At 62.9% G+C, this 26,418-nt stretch carries 24 protein-coding genes and 1 tRNA gene; 7 read left to right on the top strand and 18 right to left on the bottom strand.

Features of this window, described 5'->3' with window-relative positions; genetic code table 11:
* The 11 genes from RBA40_RS23085 to RBA40_RS23035 form a co-directional block, all read right to left on the bottom strand.
* On the bottom strand, positions 1 to 747 hold a 747-nt coding region (locus RBA40_RS23085; protein ID WP_306650269.1), incomplete at its 3' end, for a toprim domain-containing protein.
* Between the two features lie 14 nt (positions 748 to 761).
* A complete protein-coding gene (locus RBA40_RS23080; RefSeq protein ID WP_306650267.1) occupies positions 762 to 1,049 on the bottom strand; it encodes a hypothetical protein in 288 nt (95 codons plus the stop codon).
* Positions 1,046 to 1,246, bottom strand: a complete 201-nt coding sequence (locus RBA40_RS23075; RefSeq protein ID WP_306650265.1) for a hypothetical protein — start codon at positions 1,244 to 1,246, stop codon at positions 1,046 to 1,048. The genes RBA40_RS23080 and RBA40_RS23075 overlap by 4 nt, the downstream gene beginning before the upstream one ends.
* Positions 1,247 to 1,509: 263 nt before the next feature.
* Positions 1,510 to 1,740 carry a helix-turn-helix transcriptional regulator gene (locus RBA40_RS23070; protein ID WP_306650263.1) on the bottom strand — a complete coding sequence of 77 codons (231 nt, stop codon included), beginning with the start codon at positions 1,738 to 1,740 and terminating at the stop codon, positions 1,510 to 1,512.
* 103 nt (positions 1,741 to 1,843) lie between these two features.
* Positions 1,844 to 2,650, bottom strand: coding sequence for a hypothetical protein (locus tag RBA40_RS23065; RefSeq protein WP_306650261.1), 807 nt, complete (start codon positions 2,648 to 2,650; stop codon positions 1,844 to 1,846).
* Entirely contained in the window at positions 2,637 to 3,908 is a 1,272-nt protein-coding gene (locus RBA40_RS23060; protein WP_306650259.1) for a tyrosine-type recombinase/integrase, read from the bottom strand. The genes RBA40_RS23065 and RBA40_RS23060 overlap by 14 nt, the downstream gene beginning before the upstream one ends.
* 138 nt (positions 3,909 to 4,046) lie before the next feature.
* Positions 4,047 to 4,123 (bottom strand) — tRNA-Met (locus RBA40_RS23055).
* A 51-nt stretch (positions 4,124 to 4,174) separates the two neighbouring features.
* A complete protein-coding gene (gene miaA, locus RBA40_RS23050; protein ID WP_306650257.1) occupies positions 4,175 to 5,125 on the bottom strand; it encodes a tRNA (adenosine(37)-N6)-dimethylallyltransferase MiaA in 951 nt (316 codons plus the stop codon).
* On the bottom strand, positions 5,122 to 6,351 hold the full coding sequence (locus tag RBA40_RS23045; protein WP_306650255.1) for a multidrug effflux MFS transporter: 1,230 nt from the start codon (positions 6,349 to 6,351) through the stop codon (positions 5,122 to 5,124). Before RBA40_RS23045 ends, miaA begins: the two co-directional genes overlap by 4 nt.
* On the bottom strand, positions 6,348 to 8,225 hold the full coding sequence (gene mutL / locus RBA40_RS23040; protein ID WP_306650254.1) for a DNA mismatch repair endonuclease MutL: 1,878 nt from the start codon (positions 8,223 to 8,225) through the stop codon (positions 6,348 to 6,350). The genes RBA40_RS23045 and mutL overlap by 4 nt, the downstream gene beginning before the upstream one ends.
* Positions 8,226 to 8,540: 315 nt before the next feature.
* Positions 8,541 to 9,473 (bottom strand): peptidylprolyl isomerase, encoded by a 933-nt coding sequence (locus tag RBA40_RS23035; RefSeq protein WP_306650252.1) that lies wholly within the window; start codon positions 9,471 to 9,473, stop codon positions 8,541 to 8,543.
* A gap of 182 nt (positions 9,474 to 9,655) precedes the next feature.
* Between RBA40_RS23035 and RBA40_RS23030 the strand changes: the two genes are divergently transcribed.
* Positions 9,656 to 10,300, top strand: coding sequence for a VTT domain-containing protein (locus RBA40_RS23030; protein ID WP_099875254.1), 645 nt, complete (start codon positions 9,656 to 9,658; stop codon positions 10,298 to 10,300).
* A gap of 108 nt (positions 10,301 to 10,408) precedes the next feature.
* Positions 10,409 to 11,467, top strand: coding sequence for a carbonic anhydrase (locus RBA40_RS23025; protein WP_306650251.1), 1,059 nt, complete (start codon positions 10,409 to 10,411; stop codon positions 11,465 to 11,467).
* Positions 11,468 to 11,471: 4 nt separating this feature from the next.
* On the opposite strand, the gene RBA40_RS23020 is transcribed toward RBA40_RS23025, so the two are convergent.
* From RBA40_RS23020 to tsaE, 3 genes are read right to left on the bottom strand one after another with little or no spacing between them, the layout of a single operon-like run.
* Entirely contained in the window at positions 11,472 to 12,275 is an 804-nt protein-coding gene (locus tag RBA40_RS23020; protein ID WP_306650250.1) for a D-hexose-6-phosphate mutarotase, read from the bottom strand.
* A gap of 7 nt (positions 12,276 to 12,282) precedes the next feature.
* A complete protein-coding gene (locus RBA40_RS23015) occupies positions 12,283 to 13,818 on the bottom strand; it encodes an N-acetylmuramoyl-L-alanine amidase (protein WP_306650248.1) in 1,536 nt (511 codons plus the stop codon).
* Positions 13,782 to 14,267 (bottom strand): tRNA (adenosine(37)-N6)-threonylcarbamoyltransferase complex ATPase subunit type 1 TsaE, encoded by a 486-nt coding sequence (gene tsaE / locus RBA40_RS23010; protein WP_099875258.1) that lies wholly within the window; start codon positions 14,265 to 14,267, stop codon positions 13,782 to 13,784. The genes RBA40_RS23015 and tsaE overlap by 37 nt, the downstream gene beginning before the upstream one ends.
* A 56-nt stretch (positions 14,268 to 14,323) precedes the next feature.
* Between tsaE and queG the strand changes: the two genes are divergently transcribed.
* Together queG and RBA40_RS23000 are read left to right on the top strand one after the other, a co-directional pair.
* Entirely contained in the window at positions 14,324 to 15,415 is a 1,092-nt protein-coding gene (queG, locus tag RBA40_RS23005) for a tRNA epoxyqueuosine(34) reductase QueG (RefSeq protein WP_306650247.1), read from the top strand.
* A gap of 579 nt (positions 15,416 to 15,994) precedes the next feature.
* The gene (locus RBA40_RS23000; RefSeq protein ID WP_306650246.1) at positions 15,995 to 19,480 is read left to right on the top strand and encodes a DUF6531 domain-containing protein; all 3,486 of its coding nucleotides are present in this window, start codon (positions 15,995 to 15,997) and stop codon (positions 19,478 to 19,480) included.
* A 115-nt stretch (positions 19,481 to 19,595) separates the two neighbouring features.
* Here RBA40_RS23000 and RBA40_RS22995 read toward each other — a convergent pair whose 3' ends face one another.
* The 4 genes from RBA40_RS22995 to RBA40_RS22980 form a co-directional block, all read right to left on the bottom strand.
* Positions 19,596 to 19,970 (bottom strand): DUF3052 domain-containing protein, encoded by a 375-nt coding sequence (locus RBA40_RS22995; protein WP_306628178.1) that lies wholly within the window; start codon positions 19,968 to 19,970, stop codon positions 19,596 to 19,598.
* Positions 19,971 to 20,003: 33 nt separating this feature from the next.
* Positions 20,004 to 20,471, bottom strand: a complete 468-nt coding sequence (locus RBA40_RS22990; RefSeq protein WP_306650245.1) for a DUF2061 domain-containing protein — start codon at positions 20,469 to 20,471, stop codon at positions 20,004 to 20,006.
* A 108-nt stretch (positions 20,472 to 20,579) separates the two neighbouring features.
* Complete coding sequence (locus tag RBA40_RS22985; RefSeq protein WP_099875263.1) at positions 20,580 to 21,164, bottom strand: response regulator transcription factor; 585 nt, start codon at positions 21,162 to 21,164, stop codon at positions 20,580 to 20,582.
* A 25-nt stretch (positions 21,165 to 21,189) separates the two neighbouring features.
* Positions 21,190 to 23,178: a PAS domain S-box protein gene (locus RBA40_RS22980; protein WP_306650244.1), complete on the bottom strand. Its 1,989-nt coding sequence runs from the start codon at positions 23,176 to 23,178 to the stop codon at positions 21,190 to 21,192.
* A 126-nt stretch (positions 23,179 to 23,304) separates the two neighbouring features.
* Here RBA40_RS22980 and RBA40_RS22975 point away from each other — a divergent pair, with 126 nt between their 5' ends.
* The 3 genes from RBA40_RS22975 (at position 23,305) to RBA40_RS22965 (ending at position 26,232) form a co-directional block, all read left to right on the top strand.
* A complete protein-coding gene (locus RBA40_RS22975; protein WP_306650242.1) occupies positions 23,305 to 24,297 on the top strand; it encodes a TRAP transporter substrate-binding protein in 993 nt (330 codons plus the stop codon).
* Between the two features lie 88 nt (positions 24,298 to 24,385).
* On the top strand, positions 24,386 to 24,955 hold the full coding sequence (locus tag RBA40_RS22970; protein WP_306650240.1) for a TRAP transporter small permease: 570 nt from the start codon (positions 24,386 to 24,388) through the stop codon (positions 24,953 to 24,955).
* On the top strand, positions 24,952 to 26,232 hold the full coding sequence (locus RBA40_RS22965; RefSeq protein ID WP_306650238.1) for a TRAP transporter large permease: 1,281 nt from the start codon (positions 24,952 to 24,954) through the stop codon (positions 26,230 to 26,232). Before RBA40_RS22970 ends, RBA40_RS22965 begins: the two co-directional genes overlap by 4 nt.
* The last annotated feature ends 186 nt before the right edge of the window (positions 26,233 to 26,418 follow it).

Here is a 26,418-nt window from a genome sequence, read left to right as displayed (position 1 = left end):
TTGTTCATTGAATCGGTCGTCATCAGCGCACACGACGATGCGGACCCCTGGGAGCTTGCCGCGAAGCGCCCTGGCTACTGGCTCCAGATTGCCCGCGTTGAAGGCGACCGCCACGGGGTAGCCCGTCACAGCAAAGAGGCTGGCGCCGGTAGCGAACCCTTCGCAGACCAGCAGGGTATCGGTTGGCTTGCCGCCGAAGCTGTAGTAGCAGCCCTTGACCTTGCCGTGCGACTTGAGGCGCTTGGTGCCATCCTCATAGATGAACTGCAAGCTGGTGACCGCGCCGGCAGCATCGCGGATCGGCACGATCAGGGTGCGCTTGTCCTTGAACTCTTTCAGGCCGTAAGGCTTGATCCCTTTGCGTACACAATACGGGTTGTCGTCGGTCGCCTCCTGGGCGCCAGCCAGGACGCGCACGCACACCGCCGCCGCGTCGGCTTCGAGCTGTAGGCGCGTGTGCTCGGCTTCCTGGCGGGCCTTGTCCACCCGTGCCCGGTATTCGGCATTCTCGATCGGCGTCATTTTCTGGTCAGACTTGCCGCACCACTTCTCCGACAGGTCAGTTTTCCAGTTGCCGAATGCCCCAGCTGGCACCCCGTCGCCATACAGGATGTACCAGGCGGATTTCTTCCCTTTCTTGTCGTCGGCGGCATCAAAGCGGCGGCGCTTGCCGTCCGCGATGATCTCGGCCGGCGCCAGGTCGTAGACGGCCATTGCTGCGCCGAACTCGGCCTCGATGTTGGTCATGGTCGCTTGCATTGTTACGCCTCCGCCCGTGGTTGGAAGTCTCGACCGTCGATCAGCGCGTACGCGTCCATGCCGTAGTGAATCGCAGCCGCAAACAGAAGCTGTTCACGTCCGCCGCGTCCGGTTTCTTGGAACTGGTCGATAACACGCAATACCGACTCGACTGAATGGGCAAGCCACTCCTCGCCGTTCTTGTCAACGAAATAGATCCACGGCTTTTGATCGTGGTTGGCGAAGGCCAGGTTGCCGCCGTCGTAGCGGTACGGAGGCACAGGGAGTTCCACCGCAACAGGGGCGCTCATGCTGCACCTCCGACCAGAGCAGCCAGGTCACGGGCAATCTCATCAGACATGCTGCCGGCGACGGCGAGGATGTCGGTTTGGTCTGCTGCTGCGAGGAAGTCGTAAGTTTCAAACAGGGCGGTGACGGCGTTGGAATAGCCGGCAATGCGCTTGATAATTTCGGATGGGATTTGTACTGGCGTGTTGGTGCTAGGCATGGTTGCCTCCTTGTCGGTTTTTAAACCGCACAACCCGCTGCTAAACGGGGTGAGCGACAGTGGCGGGTTAGCAGACCGGTGACAAAGGAAACCGGCAGGCCGAAGCCTCCCCCCACTGCCGCTCATAGAAGGCGCAATGGTACGGACGAAAAAATACCGCCAGGTGGCGGTCGTCCGCCTTTGTCGTTTCGAGCTGCTAAACCCGTGACGACCAGAATAGACCGAAAAAGTGCGCTCGGTCAAGCAAATCATGCTGGCGGCGCTCATTTAGTTTCGGCCGTGTAGTTCACGGGGTCCGCGAAGAAACGGTGCAGCTCACGGTTCTGATACGCGGTGCAGCGCTCCGACAGGCGGTGAGCTGGGGGCGCTTTGCCGGCATTGACCAGTTGGCGGTATTTCTCACGGCTGACTGGGGAGAAAGGTTCTATCTGCTTCCAACGGCTCATGCCGTCAACTGGAAGGGTCTTGCTAAGTTCTGCGGTCGAATGTGCCATGGTTGCCTACCTTTGCATGTTGCCGCCATAGTTCAGCGGATTGATGCAAAGGTTAGCGATTGAAGCTTTGTGAGTCGCGGAGCATTACACGGATTTCCCGGCGCTAATCTTCCGGTTGTGCCTTGTTCAGTTTAAGCATTTCCTTTTCTTCATTCCCAAGTGGAAAAATTTTACCCACTAGATTCGGAGTTATATCCGGGTCGTCGAGCGCCACACTGCAAAAGATAGCGATACGGGAAGGTGAGTAATCCGCGTACGTGATGAAGAAAAAATCTACAATTACTTTGGTGAAATAGGTTCGAAAAGTGTTCTTGTCGTTCACTTTCCTCGGTAGCCTCAGTTTGTTCGACTGTTGAACTGCTTCTTCTATTGCATTCTTGGAAAGGCGCGTCAATTGCTTGTCAATTGCCGGCAAGTAGTATGTCAGGCTAAACGGCGCTAATGTCCGTCTGCGCGAGAGTATGTCAGGGTGCATCATCAGGCGGGCACGTTCAATCTGTTCGCTATCCAACAAAGAGTGCAGAGGAAAAGGGTTGTAAGACGCACCCGCATTGCTGAATTTGCTCAACTTGCGCGCAAGGATATCGGCAAGCCTGGCAATCTCTTGCATTTCTTCCTTGTATCCCCTTTGTGTGAACTTCGGGTTTTCCTCGTAATTTCGCATCGCCCTATTAACGGTAGCTATCAGCCCGCCATTTGTTCGCAATGTACATATGACTTGATTGTCTAAGCCAATAATGAAGCGCCACACAAGTTCCATTTCCGTCCGTGTAATGAGCCGTGTCCACATCTCGTGAAAGCGCAGAGTAATTGCCGCCTCATCTTCGCTAAGCACGCCGAGTCTCCGATAGTCGCTAAGCTCGGTAAGGTACTCAATAATCTCTGGTGGTGCCCAGTTAGGAAAGCTCACTTTTAGCCCTTGCCACGGCGTCCAGGTAGTCCGCATATTCCTGCATCATCACGCGGCGCTCATCCATGAACATAGCCCGGTCGTAAGCCTCGCCGTAGGCGTCGCCGGACGCGTGCGACAACTGGCGATCGACAACCTCATGGCGGTAGCCCAAACGCTCCTTGATGACCCCCATCGCCAGCGAGCGGAACCCGTGGCCGGTCATCTTGCCGGCGTAGCCCATGCGCTTGAGTGCCGCCAGGATGCCGAAGTTCGTCGCCGACTTCGTGTGATCCCGCAGATTCGGGAACAGGTACTTGTTCCCACCTGTGATTTCGTGCAGCTCGCGCAGCAGCGCCCAGCCCTGGCGCGGCAGGAACACATGGTGGTTGACCTTGCGCGGGTTGACCTTCTTTTTGCCCATCTTCATGCGGTGCCAGTCGATCACCCAGGACTCGTTCACCAGGTCGATTTCTGACCAGGGCGTCTCGGTCAGCTCACTGGTGCGCACGAAGGTCATCATCATCAGCCGGAACATGACCTTGGTCGGCACGAACATGCGCCCCTCGATCTTGGCGAAGGCTTTCAGGAAGTCCGGCAGGTCGTCGGCGGTGATGGCGGCATGGTGGCCGCCTGCGGTGGGCTTGAGAGCGCCGCGTAGGCTCGGCACGGGGTCTGTGTCGGCCTTGCCCGATGCGATGGCGTACCGGAACACCTGGCCGCACACTTGCCCCTGGCGCTTTGCCATGTCGAGAGCGCCCCGTTTCTCGATCTGGCGTAGAACGTCCAGGATGACCGGAGCTTTGATTTCCGCAATTGGGTGCCGCCCGATCAGCGGGAATACGTCGACTTCCAGCCGGTGAATGATGTTTGCCGCCGTGCGGGGTTGCCAGGAATCCAGCTTGTTGGCGTGCCACTCGCGCGCCACAGCCTCGAACGTGTTGCTCGCTAGTGTTGCTTTCTGCTGCTTCTCGATGCGGCGGGCCTGGGCCGGGTCCACGCCGCCGGCCATTTGCTTGCGGGCCGCGTCGCGCTTCTCACGGGCCTCGGCGAGCGACACCTCGTCGTAGGAACCGAACGACAGGCGACTCTCTTTACCGTTGGCCTGCTTGAACTTCATGCGCCATAGCTTCACGCCGGTTGGCATCACCTCCAGGTAGAGCCCGCCGCCGTCAGCAAGCTTGTACGCGCGGTCCTTCGCCTTGGCATTTTTGAGGGTTTTGTCAGTGAGAGGTAGAACAATTTTGGGCATCTTGGGGGCATCGCCTTTTTGGGGCATCGGTTTGGCCCCCAAGACTGCCCCCAAAATACCTAGGTGTCAATGGGCAAACTTTGGCGCTATAGGCGTAAAAAAACCCCTAAGCGTTTGATTTCTTAGGGGTTTCTTGGCAAACTTGGTCATACTTTGCCATGTTTTTGGTGGTGATAGGTGGACTTGAACCACCGACCCCAGCATTATGAATGCTGTGCTCTAACCAACTGAGCTATATCACCCGACAGACCAAGATTATAGAGATCCGCATTTTGCGTGTCAAGGCCATGTGATTATTTTTGCTGCCGGCCCGCAATTATGTCCATCATCTGCCCGGCAGGGTTGTCACTCAGGCAATCAATCACCACGCGCTCCGGCATCGAGCGCAGCCAGGTCAGCTGGCGCTTGGCCAGCTGGCGGGTGGCGATGATGCCGGTTTCGCGCAGGGCGGCACGGTCGATCTTGCCATCGAGATAATCCCACGCCTGGCGATAGCCCACGCAGCGCATTGATGGCAAGCCCGGATGCAGGTCGCCGCGCGCGCGCAAGGCCATCACTTCGGCCACGATGCCGGCGTCGTCGCACGCGCCCAGCATCTGGTCGAAGCGGGTGGCGATGCGCGCATGCAGCACGCTGCGATCAAGCGGCTCCAGCCCGAACGACAGCAGGTCGAACGGCAGCGCGGTTTTTTCGCGTTTGGCCAGCAGTTCCGACATCGGCTTACCCGAGAGGGCGATGATTTCAAGCGCGCGGTTGATGCGCTGGGCATCGTTGGGTGCGAGGCGGTTGGCCGTTTCCGGGTCGAGCGCGCGCAGCTTGTCGTGCATGCCGGGCCAGCCGATGATGGCCGCCTCTGCATCGAGCTGCACGCGCAGGGCCGGATCGGCCACCGGCAGGTCATCGAGGCCGTCGGCCAGGCCCTTGAAGTACATCATGGTCCCGCCGACCAGCAGCGCCAGTTTGCCGCGCGCGCTGATCTCGGCCACCAGGCGCAGCGTATCGTCGCGGAACTGGGCCACCGAATACGACTCGGTCGGGTCGATGATGTCGATCAGGTGGTGCGGCGCGCTGGCCAGTTCCTCGGGCGTGGGCTTGGCGGTGCCGATATCCATCTCGCGGTACACCAGCGCCGAATCGACCGAGATGATCTCGGCGGGGATGACGCTTGCAATCGCCAGCGCGGCGGCGGTCTTGCCCGACGCCGTCGGGCCCATGATGGCAACGGCCAATGGCTTCATCGTCATGGCGTGGCCCTCGCAACCGGGGTGGCGGTCACGCGCACCGACGCGAACACGGCCAGGCCAAGTGCGCACGACATGAGCGCCAGCGGATACAGGGTGCCGTCGAAGCTCGCGCCGACGGCGGTGCCCACGCCGAACGCCACGCTCATATATAAGGCGCCCATCAGACCGGCGGCGGTGCCGGCTTGCTGCGGGAAGGGCGACACCGAACCCGATTGCGACACCGGAAAATTGACGCCGTGCGCGCCCATCGTCATGAACATGGCCAGCACCACCACGCTCCAATGCGCCAGGCCCGCGCCGACGGCGGCCACAAACACCGCGCCGGCGGCCAGCGACATGGTGCTGCCGATCCGCAGCGTGACGGCCGCGCCGAACAGCGGCAGCAGGCGGCGGCACACGATGGTGCCGGTCAGGTAGCCGGACACGCCGACCGCGAAGCAGTAGCCGAACCACTCGGTCGGCACCCCGAGCACGCCGATCAGCACCAGCGAGGAGCCCGAGATGAAGGCGAAGATCGATCCGAACGACAGCGCGCCGGGCAGCGCATGGGCCCAGAATTCACGCGAACCGAGCACCAGCCGGTAATTCGCCGCCAGGCCACGCAGCTCGGTCGCCTTGGGGTTTTTATGCGCATTGGTCTCCGGCAGGCGCAGCACGACCGCCGCCAGCAGCAGCGCCGACAGGATCGACAGCGCAACGAACGCGGCGCGCCAGCCGAAGGCCACCTGCAGGTAGGAGCCGAGAATGGGGCCGGTGAGCGGCGCGAGCGAGATCCACGAGCTGGCGCGCGCGATCACGCGCACGCTGTCGGCCGGCGCATACGCGTCGCGCACGATGGCGCGCGCCACGATCACGGCCGAGCAGCAGCCCAGCGCCTGCAGGAAGCGCGCCACGATCAGCAGGGCGATATTCGGCGCCGCGGCGCACAGCAGGCTGGCCACCACGTACAGCGACAAGCCCCATATCAGCACGGGGCGGCGGCCGAAGCGGTCCGACAGCGGGCCGATGACCAGCTGCGCGCCGCCGAAGCCGATCACGAACATCGACAGCGTCAGTTGCACGGTGGCGGCGGGGGCGCCGAAGCCGGTCGCCAGGCTCGGGAGCGACGCCAGGTACAAATCGGTGGACAGCGGCTGCAGCATCAGGAAGCCGATGATCAGCAGGAGGATCGGCGCATGCGCGTACTGCGCCAGCGGGGCCGTGGTGTCGGTCTGGCGCATCGTCATTGACCGCGCAGGAACAGCTTGTCGAGCGATGAGATATCGAGCTGCACCCAGGTCGGGCGCCCGTGGTTGCACTGGTCGGCGCGTTCGGTGCTTTCCATCTGGCGCAGCAGGGCGTTCATTTCGGGCTGGTTCAGGATGCGGTTGGCGCGCACCGCCGTGTGGCAGGCCAGGGTGCCGAGCAGCTCGTTGCGGCGCTCGATCAGCACGCGCGAGCCGCCGAATTCGCGCACATCGCGCAGCACGTCGCGCGCCAGCGTCTGGGCGTCGGCGTTCTTGAGCAGGGCCGGCACCGAGCGCACCGCCAGCGTGGTGGGCGAGAGCGCCGCGATGTCGAAGCCGAGCGCCTGCAAGGTCTCGCGGTTTTCCTGGGCGGTGCCCACTTCCACCGCGTCGGCGAAGAAGGTCACCGGGATCAGCAGGGCCTGGACCTGCATCTCCTGGCCGCCGACCTGGGCGTCGAGCGCGTTTTTCAGCTGCTCGTACAAGATGCGTTCGTGCGCGGCGTGCATGTCGACCAGCACCAGGCCCTTGGTGTTCTGGGCCAGTATATAAATACCGTGCAGCTGGGCCAGGGCGAAGCCGAGCGGGTATTCATCGTTCGCCATGCCCTGCGCCGGTGCGGTGTAGGGCGTGACGGGCGCGGAGGCCGCGTCGGCGCTGCCGGAAGCGCCGGAAAAAAGAGCGCCGTAGCTGTCCATGGTCTGCGCCACGCCGGGGCTGTCGTAGCGGCTGCCGGGCGGGTAGGGCGAGGGCGAATAGGTGGCCGAGAGCTGGGCGCCGAAACTGGTCTGCTCATGCTCGCGGCGCCACGACGACGTGCCGCCCACCTCGGCCGCCATCTGCGGCGCGGGCACGCTGCCGTGGTCCGTGGCCGAGGTTTTGGCCAGCGCGCGCTGGACCGCGTGGAACACGAACTGGTGCACCGCGCGGCTGTCGCGAAAGCGTACTTCGATCTTGGACGGATGCACGTTGACGTCGACCAGCGAAGGGTCGAGGTCGAGCGCCAGTACGTACGAAGGGAAGCGGTCGCCGTGCAGCACATCCTGGTAGGCGGCGCGCACTGCGTGCACCAGCAGCTTGTCGCGCACGTAGCGCCCGTTCACGTAGAAGAACTGGCCATCGGCGCGCGCCTTGGACGCGGTCGGCAGACCGGCGTAGCCGTGCACGCGCAGGGGGCCGGCCGATTCGTCGATGGCCAGGCGCGCCTCGGCAAAATCGCTGCCGAGGATATGGGCGCTGCGGCGCGCCATCTCGCTCACGTTCCAGTGATCGATGGTGCGGCCGTTATGCGACAGCGAAAAGGTCACGTCCGGGCGCGCCAGGGCGATGCGCCGCACCACTTCCGCGCAGTGGCCGTATTCGGTCTGTTCCGATTTGAGGAACTTGCGCCGGGCTGGCGTATTGAAGTACAGGTCCTGGACATCGATGGTGGTGCCGTGCGCGCCGGATGACGGCGCGACGGTGCCGTGATGCGAGCCGACGATTTCCCAGGCGTGGGGCGCATCGGCGGTGCGCGAGGTGAGCGAGACGGCGGCCACGGCCGCGATGGAGGCGAGCGCCTCGCCGCGAAAGCCGAGGGTGGCCACGTTTTCCAGGTCGGTCAGGGACGCGATCTTGGAAGTGGCATGGCGGGCCAGGGCGAGCGGCAGCTGGTCGGGGGCGATGCCGCGGCCGTTATCGGTGATCGCGATGCGTTTCACGCCGCCTTCTTCCAGGCGCACGGTGATCTGGGTGGCGCCGGCGTCGAGCGCGTTTTCGAGCAACTCCTTGACCACGGCGGACGGTCGCTCGACCACCTCGCCGGCGGCAATTTGCGAAATCAGCTGGTCGGGGAGGGCCTGGATCGGGCGGTGCGCGGAAATTGGAGCGTTCATGCGCGAATTATATCCCCTGCTCCGGCGATTGCCGCAGCGCGCCCCGAGTTCTCATCACCTGAGTCACGTTCCTACAACCGGGGTCAGAGCTCTGACTCGAAACATTGTAAAACCGGGCAGCGCAAACTGTGAACAGGGCGCCGTTCTACGACATAGGCTACGACATCGGCGAGGCGGGCAGGGGAAGTGTTGCGCGGATGCTGCACAACCGCGCTCTTTCCCCGGTTGTGCAACAAAAAAGTTTCGAGTCAGAGCTCTGACCCCGGTTAGGAAACAAAAAAATTTCGATTCGGAGCTCTGACCCCGGTTAGGAAATTATTGCTGTTCGCGCACGGGGATGGGGGCGTTGCACAGGTCGATGTGACCGGCGGCGACCTTGGTCCAGGGCCCGCCGCGGTTGCGCTGGGCTTCGACCGCCGCTTTGTAGGCCGCGCTGTCGGTGTGCATCACTTCGAATTTGCTGCGCTCGGCTTCGGGCACGTCGGCCGCTACCTTGAACGCGGCGATCGGGACGTGCTGCTCGGGCTTGTCGTAAAACCCCATCGGCGCGGGGCCGCGCGGCAGGATCGACAGCAGCGGCATGCCGGATATGACCCGCCCCACCACCGTGATGTTGCGGTCCAGGTGGCGCGGGGCGTGCCCGATCACCACGTACAGCGAGGAGCCGCCGCCGCTGTCGGCGCCATTGTCGCGCCCCACCCCGACCATGCCGTAGCAGTGGGTCAGCCAGGCTTGCCCGGATTTGGGGTCGCGCGCCGACGGGAAGCCGTTCGAGTGCCCCACCCGCGGCGCATAGCCGTCGCGATCGGGCAGGCGTGTGAAGTGGACGTCGTTTTTCATCGGTATCGTGAATTCGGCGGGCAGGGTGGCTTTGGCGCTTTTCATCGGACGCGGATTCTTTTCGTCCGCGTCGCCCCATTGCACCACCCAGTTGTCCTGCGAGCGGATGATCGCCAGGCCGTCGAAGTAGTTTTCGCGCGCCAGCGTTTTGATATTGGCAACATGCCTGGGCGCGAAGGTGGGCGCCAGCTCGATGATCACGCGTCCGCCCGGCACCTCCATATAGAGGGTGTTGTCGGGATCGAGTGCGCGCCAGTCCGACGGCTTCGATGCCTTGACCACGTCGGCCACGGTCGGCTTGCTCGCCAGTTCCTTGGCCGGCCGCGCCCCGTGCGCCGGCAGCGCCAGGCCGCCGGCGACGAGGGCCGCGAGCAGGCTTGCCTTGTTTATTCCATGTAATACATCCATCTGTTGTCTCCAGGTCGGTTGCTGGCATGGCGTCCGCTGCGCCGCTGGCGACAATTGTAATCCGCAAGATGGCCAGTCAGGAAACTTCTGAAGCGCCTGAATTTCTTGCCATTCCCCCGCCGGCAGATACAAATTTTGGCACCGAGTGATGTTATTATGCGGCGCTACCTTTTAGGATATTTATGGATCTGATGCAATTCTTCGACATGATTCTGCATGTCGATAAGACGCTGGGAGTGTTGCTGGCCAAGTATGGTGTCTACGTTTACGCCGTCCTGTTTGCCATCGTGTTCTGCGAGACCGGCCTGGTAGTCCTGTTTTTCTTTCCTGGCGATACGCTTTTGTTCATTGCGGGTGCGGCTTGCGCCACCGGGGAGCTGGACTACTGGATACTGATGAGCCTGCTGATCACCGCAGCCGTCACGGGTAATACCCTCAATTACTGGATCGGCGAAGCCATCGGGCAACGCGTATTTACCCATAATTACCGCTGGCTCAACAAGGATGCCTTGCACCGCACCCACGATTTCTTCGAGAAGCACGGCGGCAAGACCATCATCCTGGCGCGCTTCGTGCCGGTGGTGCGCACTTTTGCCCCGTTCGTGGCCGGCGTGTCGGACATGACGCATGCGCGTTTCCAGCTGTATAACTTCGCAGGCGCGTTCCTGTGGGTAGTCAGTCTGGTGACGGCGGGCTATTTCTTTGGCAACTTGCCGATCGTGCGCGATAACCTGACCCTCATCGTCCTGCTCGGTGTCGGCGCGGCCGTCGTGCCGCTCGCCCTCGGCGGCTTGTACAAAGTCAGCCGCAAGATGCTCAGCCGTTAAGCACTTCCCCATCGGCGCGACATTTTCGCGCCGATGTTGCTTTGTGGACTCAAGTTTCCGCGCGCACCCGCCGATAACCAGACTGTATTTCTTACTTTCTGGAACATCATGCGCAACCTGATCGCCCTCTTTGCTTGCAGTCTGGCCATCTCGACGGCAGGCGCCAACGATCCTCCCGCGGCCGCTTCGTCCGGCGCCAAGGCGGCGGCCAAGCCGGCGGCCAAGCCGTTGACCGCCGACACCATCAAGCTGGCGGCGCTGGCCACCAGCAAACCGGCGGCTGCGCCGTCGGCCAAGGAGGCCGCGTCGCAAGCCTTGAGCGAGGCCGATGCCGAAGCCGAACTGTCGGCCAAGATCGCCGCCCGCCTGGCCGTCATGCGCGCCAACCAGGCCGCCCGCCTGGCCGCTGCCGCCAAAGCCAGGAAGGCGTCGGTCTCGCGCCGCGAGGCGATCGTCGCCATCACCCAGGCGTCGCCGGCGCGCCCGTTCCACAGCGAGCATTGGTCGTACGAAGGCGAGACCGGTCCGGCCAACTGGGGCAAGATCAATTCGGCGTGGTCCAAGTGCGGCACCGGAACGCGCCAGTCGCCGATCGACCTGCGCGATGGCATGAAGGTCGACCTCGAGCAGATTACCTTCGATTACAAGCCGTCCGGGTTCAGCGTGGTCGATAACGGCCACACCGTGCAGGTGACGGTCGGCGGCGGTAATTTCATCACGGTGCAAAACCGCTCGTACGAGCTGCAGCAGTTCCACTTCCATCGCCCGTCCGAGGAGCGTGTCAACGGCAAGGGCTTCGAGATGGTGGTGCACATGCATCACAAGGATCCGGAGGGCAGGCTGGCGGTGCTGGCGGTGCTGCTCGAACGCGGCAAGCAAAACAATATGATCCAGACCGTGTGGAACAACCTGCCGCTGGAAAAGCTCGATGTCGTCAATCCGAACGTGGTGCTCGATGTGGCCGAAGTGCTGCCGCAGCGGCGCGACTACTTCACGTTCATGGGATCGCTCACTACGCCGCCCTGCAATGAAGGCGTGCTGTGGCTGGTGATGAAGCAGCCGATGCAAGCCTCACCGGCTCAGATGGCGCTGTTTTCCCGCATGTATCCGCTCAACGCCCGGCCGATCCAGGCCAGCTCGGGACGCATGATCAAGGAATCGAACTAACGCTTCATGCGCCGATCCTGATCGTGTGCGCGCCGCGCCAGGCGGCGCCCGCGGCCAGGGTCAACGGTTCGATCAGGGCCGGTTCGATGCACACAAAGCGCTGGTATTCGGCATCCTCCATGTCGTTCAGCGCGGCCGCGTCGAGCGCACCCGGGTTCCACACCACTGCGTCGCCAAAGCCGTCTTGCGCAAGGTGCAGGGTGGTGGCTGCGTCGGCGAGCGTCATGGCACCATCGATGCCGCGATAGATATGGTCGAACTTGTCGTCGATTTGCAGCAGTCCTTCCTGCACGCCGCCGATGCGCACCTGCCCCAGCTGGCTGACCGAAAAGTAGGTGTGCAGGGCGGCCGAAAACGCAAACGCATCGGCGCCGGTATTGCGCACCTCCAGCGTCAGCGCGAGCGCGGCGCCATGGACCTCCACCCGCAGCGCCAGCGCGAAGCCGTGCGGCCAGGCTTGCGCCAGCGCCGGCGCCAGGTCGCCATCTTCCAGCATGAAAACGGCAAACGCGGCGCCATCGTGCGCGCCGCTGTCGGCCAGGCGCCAGGTGGCCACGCGCGCAAAGCCGTGGCGCAAGCCGGTGCCGCGTTCGGCGAACTGGGGGAAGATCACCGGCACGCCGCCGCGGATGGCGCGGCTGCCGTCGAGTTTTGAAGCGGCGCTGCAGAACAGGCGCTCGGCGCCGTCGGCGCCCTGCCACGACACCAGGTGCGCGCCGTACAGGGTGACGATGGCCTGGGCCCCGTCGGCTCCGCGGATGCGCACGGCCGGCAGTTGGCCGTAGTCGACCATCTCGATTGTGTTCATGGTTTGCTCATGTCTGGCGGCCCTTGGCCAGCGGCGGATTGGCCGCGAAATAGCGCTTGATGCCCTTGGTGATGGCGGCCGCGATCTGGTCCTGGTAGCCGTTGTCGCGCAGCTTGGCTTCTTCTTCGGGGTTCGAAATGAAGGCCGTCTCGATCAGGATCGATGGAATGTCGGGCGCTTTCAGCACCGCGAAGCCGGCCTGTTCGACCGAGCCTTTGTGCAGGCGCGCGATGCCGCTGATTTCGCCCAGTACCGCTTTGCCGAGCTTCATGGAGTCGTTGATCTGGGCCGTCGTCGACAGGTCGAGCAGCACGCTGGCGATCTGCTTGTCGTGGCTCTGGATGTTCACGCCGCCGATGGCGTCGGCCAGGTTTTCCTTGTTGGCGAGCCAGCGCGCGGCGGTCGAGGTGGCGCCTTTTTCGGACAGCACGAACACCGACGAGCCGCGCGCGGTCGGCAGCATGAAGGCGTCGGCGTGGATCGACACGAACAGGTCGGCCTGCACCTTGCGCGCTTTTTCCACGCGCACGCCGAGCGGCACGAAGTAGTCGCCGTCGCGCGTGAGCATGACGCGCATGTTGGGCTGCTCCTCCAGCTTGAACTTGAGCCGCTTGGCGATGGCCAGCACGATGTCTTTTTCGCGCGTGCCGGCCGAGCCGATCGCGCCCGGGTCTTCGCCACCATGGCCGGGGTCGAGCGCAATGGTCATCATGCGCACCACCTTGCCGCCCTTGTCACCCTTTTGCGCGGCCACGCGCGGCGGGTCGGGACGCACCGGGGCCGGTTCGGGCAGGTCGGTTTTCGGTACCGGCAGCGCTGGCGCCACCGGCACGGTTGGCTGGGCCAGCACGGGACCGGCCGGGGGCACAAGAATTGGGGCCGGCACGGGTGCCGGCGGCGTCACCACCACGCTTGGCGGCGTGACGGCGGGCGCGGTGACCGGCGCGCTTGCCGGCGGCGTCGCCTGTGCTGCCGCCACCGGGGGCCTGGGCGCGGGCGCCGGCAGTTCCGGGCTGCCGACCGGCGCATCGGCGCGCGACCACTCGCCTTTTTCGATCATCGCCGCGATCGGGTCGACCGCCTTGACCGGATACAGGTCGAAAATGAGGCGGTGCTTGTAGGTGCCGACAGGTTCGAGCGTAAATACCTGCGGCTTGATTTCTTCTTTCAGGTCGAACACCAAACGCACCACGTTGGGCCGGTTCTGGCCCACGCGCACCTGCTTGATGTAGGGGTCGCCCGACTGGATCTTGGCCACCAGGCTTTTCAGGGTGGGATTGAGTTCCAGTCCTTCGATGTCGACCACCAGGCGCTGCGGGTCGGGCACGGTGAAGTGGGTGACCTTCAGGTCGCTATCGTTTTCGAGCGTGACGCGGGTGTAGTCGGCAGCCGGCCAGACGCGCACCGCGAGAATTTGCGCGGCGGCGGCGGGCAGGACGGGAAACACGGAAAGCAGCAGGGTGCCGCCAGCTTTGAGGATGGTGCGCCGGGTTACTGGTCCCGGAATCAAAGGTTTGGTGCGAATGTAAGGCGGTTGAGGCATAGCAAACCCAGGTCAGACAACGCTTGCAATTCTACATCACGGCCGAGCCCGGCAACGTGAAGGGAGACACTCAGGTCGGGCGGCGGCAGCACCGGATCGGCTTTTTCCGGCCATTCGACGATGCAGATGTTGTCCCCGTTAAATTCTTCGCGAAAACCGGCGTCCAGGAATTCTTCCGCACTGGCCATGCGGTACAGGTCGAAATGGATGACGTTCACTGCGCGCCCGTCGAGCTTGATGCTGTACGGCTCGGACAAGGTATAGGTCGGACTCTTGACGGTGCCCGCGTGGCCGGCCGCGTGCAGCAGGGCGCGGGTGAGGGCGGTCTTGCCGGCGCCGAGGTCGCCGTGCAGGTGGATTGCCAGGCCCGGCAGCAAGGCGCGCGCCAGTGCGGCGCCCAGTGCGGCGGTGCCGGCTTCGTCGTGGAGGTGGGCTTTGAAGTGCTGCATGGAATAGAATGTGGTCTGTGATGTTTGTCAGTTCCCCGATTGTACTCCCGCCCAGCATGCATTCTTCCCACGCCGAACCCGATTTGTCCGCATTGGCGCAGTCCATCAAGCGCTGGGGGACCGAGCTGGGCTTTGCCGACGTGCGCATCAGCGACGCCGACCTGTCGCATGCCGAAGCCGGCTTGCAGGCCTGGCTGGACGCGGGCCGCCATGGCGAGATGGATTACATGGCCAGCCACGGCATGAAGCGCGCCCGTCCCGCCGAGCTGGTGCCGGGCACGGTGCGGGTGATCAGCGCGCGCATGGATTACCTGCCGGCGGCTACCTCCGACGACTGGCGCGAGCGTGAAGCGGCGCGTCTGCGCGACCCCGGCGCGGCCGTCATTTCGATCTATGCGCGCGGCCGCGACTATCATAAGGTGCTGCGCAGCCGCCTGCAGCAGCTGGCCGAGCGCATCGAGCGCGAGACCGGGCAGCTGGGCTTCCGGGTGTTTACCGACTCGGCGCCGGTGATGGAGCTGCCGCTGGCCGAAAAAGCCGGCATCGGCTGGCGCGGCAAGCACACCCTGATTCTGAATCGCGATGCGGGGTCGATGTTTTTCATTGGGGAAATCCTGGTGGATGTGGCGCTGCCCGTCGATGCGCCGGCCAGTGCCCACTGCGGCCAGTGCAGTGCGTGCATCACCGCGTGCCCGACCCAGGCGATTCTGGCGCCCGGGCGGCTCGATGCGCGCCGCTGCATTTCGTACCTGACCATTGAACTGAAAAACAGCATCCCGGAAGAGCTGCGGCCCTTGATCGGCAACCGCGTGTACGGCTGCGATGATTGTCAGACCGCGTGCCCATGGAATAAGTTCGCGCAGCGCGCCGTGGTGCCCGATTTTGATGAGCGCAATGAACTCGGCAGTGCGGACATGGTGAGTCTGTTCGGCTGGAGCGAGGAGGAATTCGGGCGCAAGCTGGAGGGCAGTCCTATCCGGCGCATCGGCCACGAGCGCTGGTTGCGCAATCTGGCGGTGGGGCTGGGCAATGCGGCCGAGGGGAGGAAGGGCGATGCAAGGATCGTGGCGGCCTTGCAGGCACGCGCGGACGATGCCTCGCCGATGGTGCGGGAGCATGTGGCGTGGGCGTTGAAGCGACATGCTTGAGGTGCGGGTGGAGTCTGGTCTGTGCGCTCTTCCCCGATCCAGGGGATCGGAAGCTTGATTTGCTTGGTCTGCTCTAACGACCCAACAAAGTGCAGGCGTATAGATCGACGTTCAGACGATCTTATGCACACATAATTAGACGAGCGGGCGTTTGTGCGCGCGGAGGCCTAGCCGCTGATCCGGGAAAATTCATCGTATCGACGATCCGCACAAAGTCGACTATGCAGATGATCTGCACCGACCTGCTGGCGCAATACCGGCACTTCAAGCAGGAACTAGCCGCGCCTCTGGCTGCGGCGGGCGCCAAGCAGGAATAGGGAGCCGGTGCAGCGCTCATGCCGTCTAGCGTGTACCACGTAGGGCGCCGGATATGGAAGACAAAAATCACGTATGTTTTTGAGCGGGTACTTGGCAACTTGTCGGGTGCGCCATGAACGTCTTTTTTGGAAGAATGATCTGGAATAATCAGGTGCACGTAATGATGTGCGATGAGGCAATGTTCTAGCTAGTCAAGTCGATATTCTTGGTTTTCCCGCTGGCAATTGTCGCTAGCATTCTCCCGTAGAGGACAGGAAAACCATGCCCAACGCAAGCCCGTTTCCGTCGCTGAGTCATCTCATACGTTCGGCGCTGATACTGCTGCTCCTCGTGCACAGTAGTGCGCGGGCGGAAAGCGGCATACCAGAGGGAACGTGGGGCTGGTCGTATTACACCTGGAAACCTTGGCCGAATATTTATGCGGCCGATCCGGTTACTGCCTGTGAAACGACAGCGATGAATCACTTCCGAAGCCCGCTTGTGGAGATGCGGCCTTACAAAGACCGGCGCGATATGTTTCTATGCTACTACAGGATGAGTCCCGGAGGCAGCGTTCGCTGGTATGGGGAGGCCAATCTGAGTTGTAAACGGGGATACGAGACTTACCGACAGGGCGTTTGTCGCAAAGAAGGGCGGGAACCTCCCGCGCCCTTGAAATGTGGGGAGGCAGCAGGAAACCCGGTTCAGTTCATCAGCGGCGCAAAAATCCAGCATGAAAACGATCTGGGTGGCGACGCCAGTGATCTACTGCGCGTTCGGCGCACTTACCATAGTATGCGCGTCAGCGCGGGCGGACAATCAGCGGGCGTGGGCTGGTCCTTTTCTTTCGAGCGGGACTTTTCCGCACCTCAACAATTGATGGACAAGGCCAGGTCGAGAGTCACTGGCGCGCTCAGCGACGGCAGTCATTTTGAGTTCTGGCGGCAGGATGACGGCAAATACAAACCTAACTATGACAGGAGTACGACCCTCGAAGTGCAAGGCACCGATGACTCTGTCTGGCTTGTAACGACGCCGGATGGCACGGTCGAACGTTACCTCCGCAATGGCGACGATTTCAGACTCGGCAGCGTTCATAGGCGCTCCGGCACGGCCGCGCATTACACCTACGACGCCAAAAACCAGCTCACCAAGATTGTCGACACAAGCGGCCGTAGCCTGGCAATCGTGTGGGAGGGTGATGTCATCGTGTCGATTTCCAATGCCACCGGCAGCGTGCGCTACGAATATGAGCGGACTGTCATACGCGGCTACCCGGCCATTGAAGGCACGGCCCGCCTCATCGGGGTGCATTTTCTTGACCGCTCCGGTGTTGAGACGTCATCGCGCGCGTACCACTACGAAGACGCCACCGATCGCTTCCTGCTCACCGGAATCTCCGATGAACATGGCAAGCGCTTTGCCACGTATGCGTACAACGGCGACGGCCAGGCCGTGCTGACGGAGCACGCCGGCGGCGCGCAGCGCTACACATTTTCCTATCCCAGCTCGAACAGCAGAGTCGTAACCGATCCGCTCGGCAGTAGCCGTAGCATCGACCTTGGGTACGACTCCGATCACAGCAAGAGCCGGAATCGGATTACCGGCGAAAGCCAGCCCGCTGGCTCTGGCTGCGCCGCAAGTGCCAAGGCAACCACCTACAGCGACAAAGGCGACGTGACCAGCCGTACCGATTTCAATGGAAATAAGACCTGCTTCATCAGCGATCCCGTCCGTGGAAACGAGCTGGCAAGCATGACCGGGCTGGCCAAGGATGCCGCATGCCCCGCGAGCATCGACAGCGCGATTTCAGCCGCTGTGCGCAAGACGAGTACGCGCTGGCATCCGGACTGGCCTCTAGCCACCACTACCACTTCGCCTGGGCGCATGGAAACGACGGTCTACAACGGCCAGCGCGATGCCGCTGGCAAGGTCGTGGAATGCGCTGGCGGCGCCGTGCTGCCAAATGGGAAGCCAATCGCCGTCGTATGCCGCAGGACCATCGAGGCGACCAGCGACAGCAATGGCGGCCTCGGTTTTGCTGCGGCGCGAACCGGCCCTGCCCAGGAATGGCGCTACACCTACAATCGCACCGGGCAGATGCTGACTAGCAGCGGCCCGGTTGATGTCAATGGAAAGGCCGAATCGTCGAGCATGGTCTACTACGCCGACACCAGCGCAAGCCACCACCCTGGCGACTTGGCAAGCGTGCGCAACAGCGTCGGCGAGGTCACCAATTACCTCGAATACAGCGAGGATGGCTTGCCGACCAAAATCCGGTATCCCAGCGGCCAGGTAGTTGAATCCGAATATGGCCCGCGCCAGCGCCTGGTGTCGAGCACGATCCGCGATGCCAGCGGACGCGCTGAAACAACGCGTTATGAGTACGACGTTGCCGGACAACTGGTCCGTATGACTGCACCCGACGGCTCTGCGCTGGAATACACGTATGACGACGCGCATCGCCTCACCGGCATGCGGGACCGTGCCGGGAGCAGCATCAGCTTCACGCTCGATGCCATGGGCAATGCAGTACGCCAGGATGTGAAAGACCCGAGCGGTAAACTGGTGGCGCAGACCACGCGCGCCTTTGATGCGCTCAATCGCCTGCAGCGGGAGCAGCGCAGTGCCAAAGACCCGGGCGCGCGCTTTGAATACGATGCGGCCGGCAACCTGACATCGAGTACCGATCAAATGGCGCGCGTCAGCAAGGGAACTTACGACACGTCTCATCGTCTGATCCAACAGACGCTGCCTGCTGCGGATGCCACGGGCAAGCCGTCAACGGTCGACTACGCGTACACGCAGCAGGATCAGCTTGCATCGGTGCTCGATCCGCGTCGATTGCAGACGCGCTACGTCGTCAACGGGCTGGGGCAGCAAACGGCGCTCATCAGCCCAGATACCGGAACCACGACCACGCAGTTCGATGGCGCTGGAAAAGTGATATTACGCACCGATGCGACTGGACGCAAGACCGTCCATCGATACGACGCGGCGGGTCGCGTGACAGCCATCGGCACCAGCACGTTTGAATATGGGGCGGCCGGCAGTCCCGCAGCCGGCCGTGTGACGGCAATGTCGGATGAGGCTGGAAAAACGATGTACGCCTACGACGGCATGGGGAGGCTGGTGAGGAAGGAACAGGCGAGCGGCCCGGGGTCAAGGCGGTTCGTAACCGCGTACACCTATGGCAGCGAAGGAAGTGCCGTTGGACACGTCACCTCGATGACCTACCCCAGCGGCAATCGCATCGACATCACCTACGACAGCAATGGGAAGCCGTCGACACTAGGCCTGACGCGTCCGAATGCTGCGCGCACCACAATTCTAAGTCAGATCACCTACCAACCGTTTGGCGCCGTGCGCGCATGGATATGGGGCAATCACAGCGCGGGAACTCCGAACAAATACGAGCGCCAGTTCGACCTGGAAAATCGCATTGTCAGTTACCCTCTCGGCCACCTGAAAATTGGAGGTGCGACGCGCACGCTCAGTTACGATGCCGCCGGACGGATCGTGGCGAGCACGCATACGGGGAACGTCACGTCAAGCAGGCTGGACCAGCGTTACAGCTACGATGGACACGATCGCCTGATCGGCTTTACCAGCACCACTGCCACCCAACGTTTCGAGTACGACGCCAACGGCAACCGTACCAAAGTCGTTATTGGCGCCAATAGCTACTCCAACACGATCCCGCTCATCCTTCAGTCCGTCGTTCCCCCAAAGGCGGGAACCCAAGTTCGTGCTGTAGCCATCAGCTGAGCGAGCAACTTGGGTTCCCGACGAGTGCCGCCTTGGCGCGGGAACGACGGCCAGGAGTGTAACGAAATAACAGTTTAACGACGGCCAGGGGCGTCGCGATATAACAGTTCAGCCCCTACAACCGCTTCAACCTCACCGCCGACCAGTCGCTGTCCATCGATATCATCGCCACGCCGGTCACCCCGCGCTCCTTGGCCCACGCGAAAATGGAATCGCGGGTGAGGTCGGTCGCCTTCGGCGCGCTCGGCTTGAGGTAGGCAACCCACAAGGACCCCTTGTCGCCCAGCCGCTCCAGCGCGGCCGGAAACCAGCGTTCCAGTTCAGCCTGGCTCAGCGCGAACACCAGCACCACGTCCGCCGGTCCTTCGTCTTCGTTGATCAAGCTCTTCGGCAACTGTTCCATCATGGCCGGATGCACCCCGCCATTGAAGACCGCGAGCGACTTCGCGGTCTTCAGGTACATCTTGTCGGCTATCGTTTTCTCGCTCATCGGATAGTACCCAGATTGAATTAGGAAGCGAAATTATGCTACCAGTGTTTGACCCGGGTACGCACCGTTGCGTTCATTTTCATTTTGATTATGTTGTTCAATTTCTTTGCGGCCACCCTTGCCGAAGCGGTCCCACAGGCGGTCGTGGAAGGGCAGGGCGATGACGTTGAGCACCGGTTCGATCAGCGCCGCCAGCCCGCCGAAGGCCAGCGAGCCGCTGGCCCAGGCCATCACGCCGAAGGCGACGGCGATGTGCAGGCCGGTCTGGCTGAGCTTTTCCAGCCCCAGCGCCAGCATGCGGCCACGCGCCGTGCGCGCCAGCCCCGCCAGCGCATGCCAGGCTGTTTCATGCAGCGGCAGCAGCGCCACGTTGAGCACCGGCTCGATCAGGGCGGCCAGCCCGCCTAGGGCGATGGAACCGGTCATCAGCCAGGTCAGGGCGAAGGCAATGGCCATGTGGGTGGCGATCCTGCTCGTCGTTTTTGCCGCTGCCCTGACCATGATGCCGTCCTTCCCGTTGCGTGTGCGATTAGTGAATGATAATCGTTCGCATTTGGAAAAGACAGTTGATTCTGTATCTGATTCCGATAGGGGAAAGCTATACCCGGGTTATTTGAGCAGGCCGGCCAGTTCCACCGCGGTTTTCACCTGCATCTTGTCGAAGATATGGGCGCGGTGCACCTCCACCGTGCGCATGCTGATGCCGAGCTGGTCGGCGACAACCTTGTTCATCTTGCCGGCCAGGATCAGGTCCAGCACTTCGCGTTCGCGCGCCGACAGGCTGGCCAGGCGCGCCTGCACCAGCGCGCTGGCGCCCGCCTGGCGCGACATCGCCAGCGCTTCCTCGACCCGGTCCATCAGGCGGTTGCCGTCGAACGGCTTTTCAAAGAAGTCGAAGGCGCCGCGTTTCAGGCTGTCGACCGCCATCGGCACGTCGCCGTGGCCGGTCAGGAAGATGACGGGCAGGCGCGCGGTCAGGCCGCGCGCGACCAGCTGGTCGAACACGGCCACGCCGTTCAGGTCGGGCATGCGCACGTCGAGCAGCAGGCAGTCGCCCTGCGCATCGAAACGGGCCGCGGCCTGCTCCAGGAAAAGATGGGCGCTGGCGTGCCCGCAGGCGTCAATGCCGCGGGAGCGCGCCAGCCAGACGAGGGAGTCGCGCAGGACGTCCTCGTCATCGACGATATGCAACATGGGAGTCTCCGGTTTTTCGCGTAGTCTACCCCAGCGGCGCCGCTTGCGCCGGCAAGCTGAAGCTGAAGATGGTGCCGCCGGCCGGATTGGCGGCGTGTTTCAGGCTGCCGCCGTGAAATTCGACGGCGCTGCGGCACACCGACAAACCCATGCCCATGCCTTCGGCCTTGGTCGAGAAAAACGGCGAAAACAAGCGTTCGGCCACCTCGGGCGCAATGCCGTGGCCCTGGTCGGTCACGGCCACGCACACCTGGCCGTGCTCGCAGGTGGCGCTGATGCGCAGTACCCGCCGCCCGGGGGCGATGTCCTGCATCGCTTCGATGCCGTTGCGCGTCAGGTTCAGCAAAACCTGTTCGAGCATCATGCGGTCCGCGCTCACGCACGGCAGGTCGGGCGCGATATGGGTCTCGAGCACCACGTAAAACTTGCGCGCCTGCAGTTCGATCAGCGCGTAAATGCCCTCGACCAGGGCATGGACGCCGATCTGCTGGCGCTGCGGTTCGCGCTTTTTCACGAACTCGTGCACGCTGCGGATGATCTGGCCGGCACGCTGGGCTTGCAGGCTGGCCTGTTCCAGCGCCGGCTTGAGCAGGCCGGCGTCGACCGCCTCGGCGCTGGCCTGGGCCCGTCCCAGCACGTTCAGCGCGCCCGTGGTGTAGCTGGCGATCGCCGCCAGCGGCTGGTTCAGCTCGTGCGCCAGCATCGAGGAAATCTCGCCCATGGTGGCCAGGCGCGCGCTGGCCTGCAGCTTTTCCTGCTGCTGGCGGTTGAGTTCCTCGACGCGTTTCAGGTCGGAGATGTCGAGAATCGAACTCATCCAGCCGGTCTGGCGCCCGTCGCTGTCGACCAGCGGGGCCTCGAAAATGAGCACCGGCACGCGCACGCCGTCGGTGCGCTGGAAGATGGTTTCGAACTGCTGGGTCGCTTCGCCGGCCAGCACGGCGGCGAAGCGCTGCTGGTAGACCGCCATCGCTTCCGGCGCCCAGTAGGGCATGGGCGGGGTCTTGCCCAGCAGTTCCTCGGCCGGCAGGCCGACCATCTGGCAAAAGGCCGGGTTGACGTAGGTGACGCGCCCTTCCAGGTCGCGCGCGCGCAGGCCGGTGACAAGCGAATTTTCCATGGCCGTGCGAAACGCCATCTGCTGGCGTAACGCGCCTTCGGCCGCCAGCCGGCGCGCGATGTGGCGCCACAGCGCCGCCAGGCTGGCCACCAGCCCCAGCGCCAGCAGCACCACCGATCCGACCAGCAGATTGGGCAGCAGGCGCGGTTCGCTCTTGACGCTGTCGGTGGCCAGCATTACCGAGGCGCCCGTCAGGTCGAGCGCGCGCTTGTGGGTGTACACCCCGCGCCCGGGACCGGCGGCGGCGCGCTTGGCCAGCAGCGCGTCGTCGCGGTCGAGCAGGGAAATGGCGTTATCCTGGGCGAACCACCAGGGCACGGTTTCGTCGAGCAGGATCTTGAGGTCGACCGTGGCCACCAGGCTGCCCACGTAGGCGCCGTCGCGAAACAGCGGCAGGTGATAGTCGAGCAGGCGCTGGTGGGGCAGGACGCCGCGATACGGTTCGGCGTAGCGCCCGCTGCGCCCCGCGCGCGCCATCTCGGCGGCGTCGCGCGCGGGCTCGCGCAGGGACGGGGCGCCGGGCGCCGCGCTCGACAAGATCAGGCGGGCGTCGGCATCGTACCAGCGCACCTGCTCCAGCTCGTGGCTGAGCTTGATCATCTGGGCCAGGCGCGCTTGCAGCACCGGCGTGGCCAGCTTGCCTTCGGCCAGTTCGGCGCCGAGCGCGGCCAGCGCTTCCTCGTTGCGGGTCAGTTCGAAGCGGATGGTTTGCTCGACCCACAGGGTGTCGGCGATCAGTTGCTCCTGGCGTTCGTTGGCTTCCATCTGACGCGCCTGCCACGGCAGCCAGAACAGCACCGCCAGAAACAGCAGCACCAGCAGTACCGGCAGCAGCCAGCGCCACGGGCCGCCGAGCACGAAAGGGGGACGCGTGGGCTTGGATGAGGAAGTCATTGGCGCAAAGTGTCCGAAATTGTGTCTATTGGCTATTGTGGTTATCCACAATTGCAGTGCAGAATGGCGATTGGCAGACTGCCTTGCAGTCAAGAAATGTTGGTTACCATTAACAGGGAGTCAAGTATGCAAATTAAATCGCTCGTCGTCGCGCTCGCCGCCGCGGCCAGTTTCAATGCATGGGCGCAAGCGCCAATCGTGATCAAGTTCAGCCATGTTGTGGCAACCGACACTCCCAAAGGCCAGGCCGCCGAGCGCTTCAAGATGCTGGCCGAGAAAGCCACCATGAACCGGGTCAAGGTCGAAGTCTACCCGAACAGCCAGCTGTACAAGGATAAGGAAGAGCTCGAAGCCTTGCAGCTGGGCGCGGTGCAAATGCTGGCGCCCTCGCTGGCCAAGTTCGGCCCGCTGGGCGTGAAGGAATTCGAAGCCTTCGACCTGCCTTACATTTTCCCGAGCAAGGCGGCGCTGTACAGCGTGACCGAAGGCCCGATCGGCAAGGGCTTGCTGCAAAAACTCGAACCGAAGGGCATTACCGGCCTCGCGTATTGGGATAACGGCTTCAAGGTGATGTCGGCCAACAAGCAGCTGCGCGTGCCGGCCGACTTCCGCGGCCAGAAGCTGCGCATCCAGTCGTCCAAGGTACTCGACGCCCAGATGCGCGCGCTCGGCGCCAACCCGCAGGTGCTGGCCTTCTCCGAGGTGTACCAGGCGCTCCAGACCGGCGTGGTCGACGGCACCGAGAATCCGCCATCGAACATGTTCACGCAAAAGATGCACGAAGTGCAGAAGCACGTGACCCTGTCCAACCACGGCTACCTGGGCTATGCCGTCATCGTCAACAAGAAATTCTGGGATGGCTTGCCGGCCGATATACGCGCCAGCCTGGTCAAGGCCATGGCCGAGGCCACCACGTTCGAGAAAGCCATCGCCCAGCGCGATAACGACCTGGCGCTCGAAGCGATCAGGAAAACCGGCAAGACCGCCATCTACACGCCAACTGCGGCTGAACAGGCCGAATGGCGCAAGGTATTGCTGCCAGTGCACAAGCAGATGGAAAGCCGCATCGGCGCTGAGCTGATCGGTTCGATCAACAAAACGGCCGCAGCAGCGAAGTAAACACACAGGCCCCCGGCGCCCCTGCCTGGAGCAGGGCGCCGGCGCGTGCCGCACCTATCTCCCTTTCCTTTTTATTGAAGGATTCGACATGAAATTTCTCGACCATCTGGAAGAGTGGATCATTGCGAGCCTGATGGGCGCAGCCACGCTCGTTGTGTTCGTTGCGGTGGTCCACCGCTATTTTTCCGGCCTGCCGATTCCGGTCGTGCAGGACTGGCTGATTCAAATTAACACCAGCTGGGCCCAGGAGCTGTGCATCTACATGTTCGTCTGGATGGCGAAATTCGGGGCGGCGTACGGCGTGCGCACCGGCATCCACGTCGGCATCGATGTGATCATCAACCGCCTGAGCGCCCCGTGGCGCGACAAGTTCATCGTCTTCGGCCTGCTGGCCGGCGCCACGTTTACCGCCATCGTCGGTACCCTGGGCGCCAATTTCGTCTGGCACATGGCGCAGACCGACCAGACCTCGTCCGACCTCGAAGTGCCGATGTGGCTGGTGTATCTGGCGGTGCCGCTCGGTTCCTACCTGATGTGCTTCCGCTTCATCCAGGTGGCCGTGCACTTCATCCGCACCGGCGCCTTGCCCAAGCATGACCACGGCCATGTCGAAGGCCTGGAAGACGAGATCGCCGCGGCGAAAGGCGGTGCCGCATGAACGCCGCCATCATCTTCGCCCTGCTGATCGTGTTGATGTTGACGGGCATGCCGATTTCGATTTCGCTCGGCCTGACCGTCCTGACTTTCCTGTTCACCATGACCGACGTGCCGATCCAGTCGGTCGCGCTCAAGCTGTTTACCGGCATCGAGAAGTTCGAGATCATGGCGATTCCGTTCTTCATTTTGGCGGGTAATTTCCTCACGCACGGCGGGGTGGCGCGGCGCATGATCAACTTCGCCACGGCGATGGTCGGCCACTGGCACGGCGGCCTGGCGCTGGGCGGCGTGGTCGCCTGCGCGCTGTTTGCGGCGGTGTCCGGTTCCAGCCCGGCCACGGTGGTGGCGATCGGTTCGATCATCCTGCCGGCCATGGTGCGCCAGGGCTATCCGCGCGGCTTCGGTGCCGGCGTCATCACCACCTCGGGCGCGCTCGGGATCCTGATTCCGCCATCGATCGTGATGGTGATGTATTCGGTCACCACCAATACCTCGGTCGGGCAGCTGTTCATGGCCGGCGTGGTGCCGGGCCTGATGCTGGCCAGCCTGCTGGGCCTGACTACCTGGTTCCTGGCGCGCAAGCACAACTACCCGCGCATGCCGAAGGCGAGCTGGGGCGAGCGCTGGAACGCGTTCCGCAAGAGCGCCTGGGGCTTGCTGCTGATCGTCATCGTGATGGGCGGGATTTATTCGGGCAAGTTCACCCCGACCGAAGCGGCCGCGATGGCGGCGGTGTACGCCTTCATCATCGCCGTGTTCGTCTACAAGGACTTGAAGATCAAGCAGGTCGCCAAGGTACTGCTCGATTCGGCGTCGATGTCGGCCATGCTGCTCTACATCATCACCAACGCGATGCTGTTCTCCTTCCTGATGACCAGCGAAGGCATTCCGCAAGCGATGGCGGCCTGGATTACCGATCAGGGCCTGGGCGTGGTGACCTTCCTGCTGGTGGTGAACATCCTGCTGCTGTTGGCCGGCAACGTGATGGAGCCATCGTCGATCGTCCTGATCATGGCGCCGATCCTGTTCCCGGTGGCGATGAAACTGGGCATCGATCCGGTGCACTTCGGCATCCTGATCATCGTCAACATGGAAGTGGGCATGTGCCATCCGCCGGTCGGCCTGAACCTGTACGTGGCCTCGGGCATTACCAAGATGGGCATCTCGGAACTCACGGTGGCGGTGATGCCGTGGCTGCTGACGATGCTGGGCTTCCTGATGGTGGTGACGTATGTACCACAGATCTCGCTGTGGCTGCCTAATTTAATTTACAACTGAAATATATTTTCCCCTAGCGTGTAAAAAAAGCCACATTTTCCGAAATTAAATACGTTATGATGAGCACCGATTCAGCACCATACTGGTGCGAATGGGGCGAACGGATTGCAGGTTGGGGGAGTGGGAAGATAGAAGAAACGGTAGTTCATACCGGAGAAAATATCGAGGAGACACGCGTTTTACAGA

It is taken from the genome of Massilia pseudoviolaceinigra (genome assembly GCF_030846505.1).
Classification (GTDB): domain Bacteria; phylum Pseudomonadota; class Gammaproteobacteria; order Burkholderiales; family Burkholderiaceae_D; genus Telluria_A; species Telluria_A violaceinigra.
This window is presented reverse-complemented; position numbering and strand designations above follow the sequence as displayed.